Source organism: Tangfeifania sp. (assembly GCF_055108615.1).
Genome location: NZ_JBSQIC010000113.1, coordinates 1 through 9,542, shown reverse-complemented (window position 1 = coordinate 9,542; position 9,542 = coordinate 1). Strand labels below are relative to the sequence as shown.

Genomic DNA, 9,542 nt, shown 5'->3' with positions numbered 1-9,542 from the left:
AAATCACCCTCACTTCAAGGAAATTGAGTTAACGCAAAATGTTACGATTCTTATTTTTTCTTCATACATTTATCCCTCAATAGGTACCTGAGTAGTTACATAGTTTGAAAAGTTCAATTAGCAGAAGGCATGAGTGTCCATAGCGAGATGTGCCGCAAGGCATCCCAATGGGAGAATCTTAAGAAACTGGAAGCAAAACACCGCCCCAAGTAACACGAACTTCATCATACATATCCTACCGGATGAGTTTACCAAACAAGAGGAAGTCCAAAGACTATACGGATACAGGAGTGTAAGTGCGGTGGGGGTGTGGTGAGAAAGTTATTTACCTTACCACGGTAGGTCTCAAGGATGCATGGAAACAGAGTATGAAATGCGGTCAAAACAAGTCTTTTGTGAGAAGTCAGCCGAAGCCATAGTCCCGAATTATGCGTAATTTGGGAAGGACTGAACCTTGTAGTGGGATAGTAAATGAATGTTATTTGAAAAGAATTTGAGATCATATGCTCAATAAGAGGTTCCTAACCAGAAGATAGTACGAAATCCGAAATTAGATTAGAGTGGTTTACTTGGATAGATAGCTGAAAACAATATCCACATATCTAAATAGGACAAGGAACCGTCGTATATGGAACTCGTATGTTGGTGTGGGATGCCCGTAACGGGAGTTAATTCCGTTTCACCTACCCGGTTTTTGGCTTCTAACAATAAAAGTGGGAAGTATTGTTTTTACTCAAAAGGAATATAATATCTTTACATTTCTTGTTTGGTGCAGTGGTTCATTGATTCATGCCACCGCTTTTAAGAGAGAGAGAATATCGAATCAAAACAAAAATACTTATGAATAAAATTGCGCTAATGCTGTTTGGCATTGCCTTTGCTGGGTTACAGGTGGTTAATGCCCAACCCAGGCGCATATCAGGTAGCGTAACCAATTCAGATGACGATACCCCTATTCCGGGAGTTTCGGTTGTGGTAAAAGGCACAACTTTGGGAACAGTTACCAATAGTGAGGGGAAATATGTTCTTACCATTCCTGAAGAAGCCCGGACTTTGATTTTTTCGTTTGTAGGGATGCGGGTAACTGAAGTGCCCATACAGCAAAATATTGTGGATGTGGTTATGGAACCAGATGTTATTGGTGTTGATGAGGTTATGGTAGTGGCTTACGGAACAGCTACCAAAGAATCGTTTACAGGATCGGCTTCCGAAGTGGAAGGTGAAAAACTGGCCGGCAAAAATACTTCAGATATTACCAAGGCGCTTGCAGGCGAAGTGGCCGGTGTGCAGGTTATTAACTCTTCCGGCCAACCGGGAACAACGGCTTCTTTGCGCATCAGGGGTTTTGGCTCTGTAAATGCAAGCCGTGAACCGTTATACATTGTCGATGGCATTCCGTTTAATGGGAACCTGGCCTCCATCGACCTGGCCGATATTGAATCCACCACCGTTTTGAAAGATGCATCGGCTACAGCAATTTACGGGGCGCGTGGTGCAAATGGTGTGGTGGTTATCGCTACCAAAAAAGGATTAAAAAACAAGCAGGTAATCGACGTTGATGTAAATTACGGAATAAACCTTCGGCTGATTCCGCTCTATAATGCTATTGATTCACCAGAAGAATATGTTCAGTTAACCTGGGAAGGACTGAAAAATAAATACGTTTCGCAGAATGTTGAAAATCCCGGGCAGGTGGCTGCCGAAGATGTTTTTTCAGTGGGCAACGGTTTGTCTCCTTATTACAATATGTGGGATACAGACGATAATCAGTTGATTGACCCGGCAACGGGGGAGTTTTTAACTACGGAAAGAAAATACACCCCGGGAAACTGGGCCGACGAAATTTTCAGTACGGCCAAACGCCGGGAAGCAAGTGTTCGACTGAGTGGCGGTGGCGAAAACGGAAGCTACTACACATCGGTTGGCTACCTTAATGACGATGGGTATTATGTGGGCTCCGAATTCGACCGGTTCAATACACGGGCCAACATCGATCAGGAGTTGAGGGACTGGCTCTCAGCCAACCTGAACCTCAGCTATTCGTATATGGAAAGGAACTCTCCCGGCCAAAGGGAGGTGGCCAATAACGGGTTTTTCTTTGTAAATGAAATGCCTCCTGTTTATCCGGTTTACGTGCGCGATGGAAACGGGAATAAAGTAGAGGATCCAAAAGTTGGCGGATACCTTTTTGATTATGGTTTCGACCGCGGAACCGGTACCCGTGGCTTTGGGGCAAATATTAATCCCGCCGGTGCCGCCCGGCTCGACAGGGATTCTTACATCATTCATAATTTTGCAGGAAATGCCGCCGTGGAAGCACGGTTTCTGAATAATTTCCGTTTCAATACCAATTTCGGCATGCAATATTTCGGGCAGAACAACTCGGAATTAACCAATCCGTTTTACGGCGATGCCGAAGGACTCGGTCGGATTTTCAAACGGCAGGATAACCGGTTTTCCTACACCTGGAATCAAATCCTGACCTACCAAAATGTTTTTAACGAACATAATATTGAAGTTTTTGTTGCCCATGAAAATACGCTTTACCGCAATGCTTTCATGGAGGGGCAGAAATCGAACATTGCCCGGCCATACAATATTGAGTGGACCAACGCGGTAATAATGGACTGGATGGATTCAGAGGTGGTGGACTATGCACTGGAGAGTTTTTTCGGGCAGGCAAAATATAATTACGACGGTAAATATTACCTGTATGCCACCGCACGCCGCGACGGCACTTCGCGCTTTCCAAATAATAAATGGGGCACCTTCGGTTCGCTTGGCGCTGCATGGATGCTCAACAAAGAATCTTTCTTGGCCGGCACTCACTGGATCAACCTCTTAAAACTGAAAGCGAGTGTGGGCACATTGGGAAACCAGGACATGGGTAATTACCCCACCTTCGACCAGTATTCAATTTCAAATTTGAATGATGAATTGTCGTTTAGTTTTGATTATAAAGGAAATCCCGGTTTAACGTGGGAAAGTTCGAATTCATTCAATACCGGAATTGAGTTCGGTTTAGCCAATGTAATTTTGGGGCAGGTTGAATATTTTACAAAAAAAACAACCAACCTGCTGTTTTACAAACAGGTTGCCCCTTCGCTTGGGTTCTCCCAGGTTCCGGTAAACGATGGCGAACTGTTAAATACGGGTGTTGAATTCGATTTGGTGGGGCATCTGATTAATACCAGCAACCTGACACTCGATTTAAGGATTAACGGAGGTTATTACAGGAATAAAATTACGCAAATGCCCATCGATGATTCAACCGGCGAACCTAAAGTGCTGGAAATTCAGGGAGCTTATGCCTATTCGGAAGGACATTCGATTTATGATTTTTACGTGAGGGAATTTGCAGGCGTTGACCCCGAAACCGGCCTTTCGCTGTGGAACCGCTATTACAATGAAGTTGGTGGGGAGCGGGAATATATTGTTGACATGGTAACCTACCGAAATGAAAATTCAGTTTCGGAATTGGGGGTTGAAACCACAGCCGATTATAACAAAGCCACAAAAAAATACATTGATAAATCGGTTGTTCCGGACTTAACCGGTGGTTTTGGGCTCGATTTTGCCTGGAGCGTGTTTGAACTTACGTCGCAGTTTGCCTACAGCATTGGAGGGCATTCGTACGATAATATTTATGCATCGCTCATGGGGAATCATCTGCCGGGAAAAAGCAACTGGTCGGAAGATATTCTCAACAGGTGGCAGCAACCGGGCGATAAAACCGACGTACCGCGCCTCTCATCCGATTTCGACAAAAATGTCAACTCCATCTCTTCCCGGTTTATTGTCAGTAACGCTTACCTTAATTTAACCAATGTGAGGCTGTCTTACACATTGCCTTCAGCTGTAACAAAAACGTTTGGCATGGACCGTACATCGGTTTGGGTTTCAGGCGATAATCTGTTTTTGCTAACCGCGCGCCGGGGATTTATTCCGGTTGGCGCTGAATCGGGTAGTTCCAGGACAACGCGTTATGCGCCGTTGAGTACCATTGCTGCCGGAGTAAAGTTGCAATTTTAATTTAAAGTCTTAAAAACCAGTAAAATGAATTATAAGAACAAATCATTTTTACTTTTTGTGATAATTCCTTTTCTGTTCGCGTCGTGTAGTGAAGACTTTCTCGACAGGGAACCTTCCGGGCCGATTACTGCCGAACAGTTGCAGGAAGCTTCGAAAACCAATCCCGATATTTCAAAGGCAATGGTTTCAGGAATCTATTCGCTAACTTTTGCACAGGGAACAGGCAGTACCAACAGACACGATGATTATGGCCAGAAATCGATTGACATTGCCACTGATTTAATGACCGGCGATATGACACTGGGCGGAAAAACTTACACCTGGTTTTCCGGGGTGTATGAATTAAAAGACCAAAAAATGACGGATATCCGCCCGTCGATGAACTGGCGATATTATTTCACAATAATAAAAGCGGCCAACGAAGTAATTGACGGGCTGGGCGGCAGTAATGCCATGCCGGAAGATCCAACCAACCGCGCTTATTTCGGGCAGGCAAAAACCCTGCGTGCGTATGCTTACTTTTACCTCGCCAACCTTTATCAGCATACCTACGATGGCAATCAAAACAAACCCTGCGTTCCGGTTTACGAAACACAACTAACCACCGAAGCACAACCGCTGGCAACGGTTGAGCAGGTTTACAACCTTGTGATAAAAGATTTGGAAGATGCTGTTGTAGCTCTCGAAGGATATGAACGAACCAACAAAGTTGAAATTAATAAATATGTGGCGCAGGGCTATCTTGCCTATGCTTATTTAACAACCGGCAATTATTCCGGTGCTGTTGCCGCAGCCAACGATGTAATAAACAATGGCGGCTTCATGCTGATGAATGCTGACGAGGTGATTGAATCCGGTTTCAGAAATGTATCCATTCCGGGATGGATTTGGGGAGTTGATTTGACAACTGACAATACTTACGCATTGGCCAGCTTCTGGGGACACATGGATATTTTTACCTTCAGCTATGCCGGTGTGGGCGATTACAAAGGAATTGATCGGAATTTATGGGAACAAATTCCCGAAACCGACGTGCGTAAAGGTCAGTTTGTAAATATGTTTAATGATGGCGGATTGCTTCCTGTCTGGAAGTTTTATCATGAAGCCCGGACTCCATTGAGCGATCGCACGTGGACAAACGATTTGCTGTATATGCGTGTGGCAGAAATGCACCTGATTAAAGCCGAAGCTTTGGCAAGAGATGAAAAAGATGCCCGGGCGGCACAGGCCCTTTGGGAACTTGTTAAAGAGCGGAACCCTGCAGCCGAAAACCGGATTAAGTCGCTTACAGGAGAGGAGCTGCTGGATGAAATTTATTTTCAGACACGTATTGAATTATGGGGCGAAGGAAAAAGTTACCTAACCATGAAGCGGTTTAAAGCAACCAATGTACGAGGTCCTAACCACATGGATTTGGCCGGCGCGGCAATCGCCCACGACGATCCGCGTATGCGTTTTGAAGTGCCCGAAGATGAGATAAACAACAACCCGTTCATTTCAATTGGCGAAATTTCTGCTATTCTGGAAAAGAGCGGAACTGCAACATCATTTTCAAATAAGTAACTGCATTAAAAAACCGGTAAGCAAACACTCACCGGTTTTTTTGATGTTATGGAACTGATTATCTCAGCTTCTGATATTCTTCTTTAATTTTCAGGTAGGTTTCTTCGCTGATACGATACAGCGGCGACCGCAATTCATTTTCAATGATTCCCTGAATATTCAGCAACGCTTTAATACCACCGGGATTTCCTTCTTTAAACAGCAGTCCAAGCATTTCATTCAACTCGAAATGGATTTTTCGGGCTTCAGCAAAATTTCCTTCCATACCTAAATGGATCATGCTGCTTAGTTTTTGGGGCAGTGCATTGGCCACAACTGAAATTACCCCCTTGCCACCAACCGACAACAATGGCAGTGCCATGGCATCGTCACCTGAAATTACTGAAAAATCATCGGGTGTGTATTTGCAAATTTTAGTAATCTGGGCCAAATCACCCGAAGCTTCTTTCACAGCAGCAATTTTTTTTGATTCCCCCGCCAGCCTGATGGTGGTTTTGGCCTTCATGTTCACCCCAGTGCGCGACGGAACATTGTACAGGATAATGGGTACGGGGCTCTCTTTTGCAATGGCCGAATAGTGGTTGAACATCCCTTCCTGCGTAGGTTTGTTGTAGTACGGCGTAACAATTAACAGTCCGTCAACTTTGTTGAAATTGAATTTATTGATCTGTTTGATGATTTTGCGGGTGTCGTTTCCGCCCATGCCAACTACCAGCGGCAAATCGCCTTTTTTCTCCTTTACAAAAGTAACCACTTCGGCCTTTTCGGTTGCCGTGAGGGTAGGGGTTTCGGCAGTGGTTCCCAGAGCCACAAGGTAATCAATCCCACCTTCTTTCTGGTTGTCAATAATTTTTTCAAGCGAATTGAAATCAATTTTATTTTCAGTGGTGAATGGCGTTACCAAAGCTACGCCGGCACCTGTAAATCGATGATTCATAATTATGTAATTTTATTTAATTGTACAAGATAATAAATTTGTTGCTGGGCAAGGTATAATGCATCCTGCTTCCCGGAGATGTTAATATTGAGGTCAAAAAAATTGCTTTTTTGGGGCGACCAGCCAACTTTAAAACTGGCATGGCTGAGTGAAGTGATGTAATCGAGAACAAGGCTTTGTTCCAGTACGATGTTGAACAAAACATCGAATTTGGTTTCAATAAAATCGTCAACCGGCCCGGGTTTGGGCAATCCCAGCCAGTTTAAATCTTTTGAGGTAATTATGCTTGTGTCTGCCGGTACACCGGCGTGATCTTCGTACACGCAAATATTTCTGAAAATGACTTTATCGCGTGCAAAGTAATCGTGAAGGAATTGAAAAGCCGCTTTTTCATCGGGTCGCCAAACCACGCCCACTTTCCTGATTTGATCCGGATGTAGTATTTCAACCTGCCTTTTTGTGGCTTTTATTTTTTTGCTGAGCGTGTAGTACGCAATTTTTTCAATTATCCCCATCGATTGTACAAAGGTAATGAAATGTAGTTTTTGTTTTATATACAAAATATTATTCTTCCAGCATTTTCAGGAATTCCTCTTCGGAAATAACCGGGATGTTGAGTTTTTCTGCCTTTTCCCGTTTGCTGGGCCCCATGTTGTCGCCGGCAAGCAAGTAGCTGGTTTTTTTTGAAAGTGAACCCACATTTTTGCCCCCGTTTTTTTCAATCAGTTGTTTAAGCTCGTCGCGCGAGTGCTTCTCAAAAGTTCCCGAAATAACGATGCTCAAACCGCTGAGTTTATCAGTCCGGTCACTCAGTTGGTCTTCACTGATTTGAAATTGCAGGCCCTGTTTTTTCAAAAACTCAATCATTTCGATGTGTTCCGGTTTAGAAAAGAAATCGATTATACTTTCGGCAATCCGGTCGCCGATTTCATCAATTGCCATTAGTTCTTCTTTTGTTTTATTCCTGATGTTATCGATAGAGTGAAGTTTTTTAGCCAGTATTTTGGCCACTGTTTCGCCCACGTAGCGAATTCCCAATGCAAACAGCACTTGTTCGAACGGCGCGTTTTTCGATGCTTTCAAACCATCCAGAATGCGCTGTGCCGATTTTTCCTGAAAACGTTCAAGTTTTAGCAGTTGTTCTTTTTCGAGACGGTATAAATCGGCAATCCCTTTGGCCAGTCCCTGGTTGTATAGCAGTTCAATAGTTTCCTGTCCCAGCCCGTCAATGTCCATCGCTTTGCGGCTGACAAAATGTTCCATTTTGCCTTTGATTTGTGGCGGGCAGCCCACTTCATTAGGGCAGTAATGGGCTGCTTCTCCTTCTTTGCGCTCCAGCGGCGTGCCGCATTCCGGGCAATTTTTTATAAACTGAACCGGTGCTGACATCGGGTGGCGTTTTGCGGGATCCACTCCCGTAATTTTGGGAATAATTTCGCCGCCTTTTTCCACAAAAACAGTGTCGTTGAGGTGAAGATCCAGTTTTTGGATGATATCTTCATTGTGCAGCGAAGCGCGTTTTACAACTGTTCCGGCAATAGGCACCGGGTCGAGATTGGCCACCGGGGTAACGGTGCCGGTCCGACCTACCTGGTACGAAACTGAGCGCAACACCGTGGAGGCGCTTTCGGCCTTAAATTTATAGGCAATGGCCCAGCGTGGCGATTTGGCCGTGAAACCCAGTTCTTCCTGCACACGCCGGGAGTTTACTTTTATCACCACCCCGTCGGTAGCAACCGGGTACTCAAACCGTTTTTTGTCCCATTTTTTGATGAATGCAAAAACTTCGTCGAGGTTTTGGCACAGTTCAGTGGCTTCCGAAACTTTGAAACCCCACTCACGGGCTTTCTGCAGCATTTCAAAATGACTGTCGGCCGGCAGGTTTTCGCCGGGGATATAATAAAAATAGGCATCCAGTTTGCGCGATGCTACAATGGATGGATCCTGCATTTTCAGCGTGCCTGCTGCGGCATTCCGTGGATTGGCAAACAGCGCCTCTCCGTTTTCTTCCCGCTTTTGGTTCAGTTCTTCAAATACTTTAAACGGCATTACTACCTCGCCCCTGATTTCAAAATCTTCAGGATAATTACTTCCACGCAATGTGAGCGGCACCGAACGAATGGTGCGCACATTGTTGGTTACATCGTCGCCTTTGGTTCCGTCGCCGCGGGTAACTGCCCTCACCAGTTTCCCGTTGTCGTAGAGCAGGCTTATTGACGACCCGTCGAATTTCAGCTCGCAAACGTATTCAAAATCTTCGTCCACCAGCTTTTTAATGCGGGTGTCGAAATCTTTCAACTCTTCTTCGGAATAGGCATTGGAAAGGGACAACATGGTGTAGCGGTGTTCCACCTGCTCAAATTCCTTGCTGATGTCGCTGCCCACCCGTTTGGTCGGGGAATTGGGATCGTCAAATTCGGGGAACTCCTTTTCCAGTTTCTCCAGTTCGCGCAGTTGCATGTCGAAATCGAAATCGCTGATTTCGGGCTGCGCCAACACGTAATATTTGTAATTGTGATCTTCGAGTTCTTTTCGAAGTTGCACTATTTTTTGATGAGCTTCTTCGCGGTTCATATTTTGAAAATGTATTTTTTTATGAGTGTTTCCACCATGTTTTACCAAGTTATTGTGTAATAATTCCTCCTCCTTCTCCCTCTCTTTTCAACAAAAAAAAAATTTCGGTTAGTCGCAATCAGGGCGAGTTTCAATTTTGTTTCATTTCAAAACGGTTAAAAATACGTAAGATTTTTGGTTTGAATTAAACATTTAATAGATGAATTTTTTTTATATAGATGAAAGACGTTTAGATACAAGCAATAAAATAGAAAGACACAAGGCAGAGAGACGAGAAACGTGAAATGGGAAGGCAGAGACAAACACTGGATGCTGCCCGAAGCGTGTGATTTGATATTTTGACTCTCCCCCGGCCCCTCTCTGCGCGCAGAGAGGGGGGATTCCGGCTTTGCCGGAATCGGGGTGAGTAATTTGATTTGATGCAATTTATGAAATT

Annotated in this window: 5 protein-coding genes; 2 read left to right on the top strand and 3 right to left on the bottom strand. The window is 44.5% G+C overall.

The features are described 5' to 3' along the window. The first annotated feature begins 840 nt into the window (after window positions 1-840). Both ACTCNA_RS16550 and ACTCNA_RS16545 read left to right on the top strand, forming a co-directional pair. On the top strand, window positions 841-4,032 hold the full coding sequence (locus ACTCNA_RS16550; protein ID WP_462949048.1) for a SusC/RagA family TonB-linked outer membrane protein: 3,192 nt from the start codon (window positions 841-843) through the stop codon (window positions 4,030-4,032). Between the two features lie 24 nt (window positions 4,033-4,056). Then, a complete protein-coding gene (locus tag ACTCNA_RS16545; RefSeq protein WP_462949047.1) occupies window positions 4,057-5,595 on the top strand; it encodes a RagB/SusD family nutrient uptake outer membrane protein in 1,539 nt (512 codons plus the stop codon). Between the two features lie 58 nt (window positions 5,596-5,653). Here ACTCNA_RS16545 and dapA read toward each other — a convergent pair whose 3' ends face one another. The 3 genes from dapA to ligA are packed head-to-tail and all read right to left on the bottom strand — an operon-like array spanning window position 5,654 to window position 9,106. After that, window positions 5,654-6,532, bottom strand: coding sequence for a 4-hydroxy-tetrahydrodipicolinate synthase (gene dapA / locus ACTCNA_RS16540; protein WP_462949046.1), 879 nt, complete (start codon window positions 6,530-6,532; stop codon window positions 5,654-5,656). Between the two features lie 2 nt (window positions 6,533-6,534). After that, complete coding sequence (locus tag ACTCNA_RS16535; RefSeq protein ID WP_462949045.1) at window positions 6,535-7,092, bottom strand: DUF6913 domain-containing protein; 558 nt, start codon at window positions 7,090-7,092, stop codon at window positions 6,535-6,537. A 4-nt stretch (window positions 7,093-7,096) separates the two neighbouring features. Beyond that, complete coding sequence (gene ligA, locus ACTCNA_RS16530; RefSeq protein WP_462949044.1) at window positions 7,097-9,106, bottom strand: NAD-dependent DNA ligase LigA; 2,010 nt, start codon at window positions 9,104-9,106, stop codon at window positions 7,097-7,099. Between the last annotated feature and the right edge of the window lie 436 nt (window positions 9,107-9,542).

What these genes read in the sequence shown, in the direction of transcription:
- ACTCNA_RS16550 (WP_462949048.1), top strand. Translation starts at nt 841, where the DNA reads ATGAATAAAATTGCGCTAATGCTGTTTGGCATTGCCTTTGCTGGGTTA.
- ACTCNA_RS16545 (WP_462949047.1), top strand. Translation starts at nt 4,057, where the DNA reads ATGAATTATAAGAACAAATCATTTTTACTTTTTGTGATAATTCCTTTT.
- dapA (WP_462949046.1), bottom strand. Translation starts at nt 6,532, where the DNA reads ATGAATCATCGATTTACAGGTGCCGGCGTAGCTTTGGTAACGCCATTC.
- ligA (WP_462949044.1), bottom strand. Translation starts at nt 9,106, where the DNA reads ATGAACCGCGAAGAAGCTCATCAAAAAATAGTGCAACTTCGAAAAGAA.